At 33.5% G+C, this 1,076-nt stretch carries 1 protein-coding gene; it reads left to right on the forward strand.

The window, feature by feature from the left end; translation table 11 throughout:
- Positions 1 to 218 precede the first annotated feature (218 nt).
- Positions 219 to 944: an RluA family pseudouridine synthase gene (locus V7S76_RS13245; protein WP_459510623.1), complete on the forward strand. Its 726-nt coding sequence runs from the start codon at positions 219 to 221 to the stop codon at positions 942 to 944.
- Positions 945 to 1,076 lie beyond the last annotated feature (132 nt).

Raw genomic sequence — 1,076 nt, forward strand, 5'->3', positions numbered from 1 at the left:
GTCTCACTTAGTGCTAACAACCTTTTGTTAGCGATTGGGAGTGCAAAGATGTAGGTTTATTTTTTAAATACCAAACTACTACGCAATCTTTTTTTATTACTTCAGCCTAATCCATTGAAAATCAAGGTGAATAAGTAGTAAAAAAAATGAAAGTTTTTTCGTTGCATCAAGTATTTCACAAAATAATCCTACCTTTGCCTTCCGAAAAATAATATGCAATGAAAGACTATCAAGTAATATACGAAGACAATCACCTCCTTATTGTAAACAAAAGAGCAGGAATTCTCGTACAAGGAGATAGTACTAGAGATAAAACATTGACAGATGTTCTAAAAGAATACATCAAGGAAAAATACCAAAAACCAGGAGATGTATTTCTTCATCCGGTACATCGACTTGATAGACCTGTGAGTGGATTGGTGGTTTTCGCTAGAACATCCAAAGCATTAGAAAGAATGAATGAGTTATTTCGTAAAAGGGATATTCAAAAAACCTATTGGGCGGTAACAAGAAGAAAACCAGATCCGATTAAAGGAAAATTAACGCATTGGTTACTAAAAAACGAAGCAAATAACACCACAAAGGCGTACGACTACCCAGAAGGTAAAGCTCTAAAAGCTGAATTGAATTATAAACTTGTTGGTAAAATTAATCTACATTATTTAATTGAAGTAGAACCCATCACAGGTAGACCTCATCAAATCAGAGTTCAATTGGCATCGTTAGGATGTCCCATTCGTGGAGATATAAAATATGGATACGATCGAGCAAACATCGATGCAAGTATCAATTTACATGCTAGAAGATTATTTTTTATTCATCCGATTAAGAAGACTCCGATTATTTGTAGAGCTGCTGTACCCAACAATCCTTTCTGGGAAGAATTCTTGGAACTAGATACAGAAGAATTCAAAGAAAAGAATTTGGAGTACTTGTACGAATAATTGAAGTAATAGGTAATAGGTAATAGGTAATAGGTAATAGGTAATAGGTAATAGGTAATAGGTAATAGGTAATAGGTAATAGGTAATAGGTAATAGGTAATAGGTAATAGGTAATAGGTAATAGGTAATAGG

The sequence above is a fragment of the Aquirufa sp. ROCK2-A2 genome (assembly GCF_054558485.1).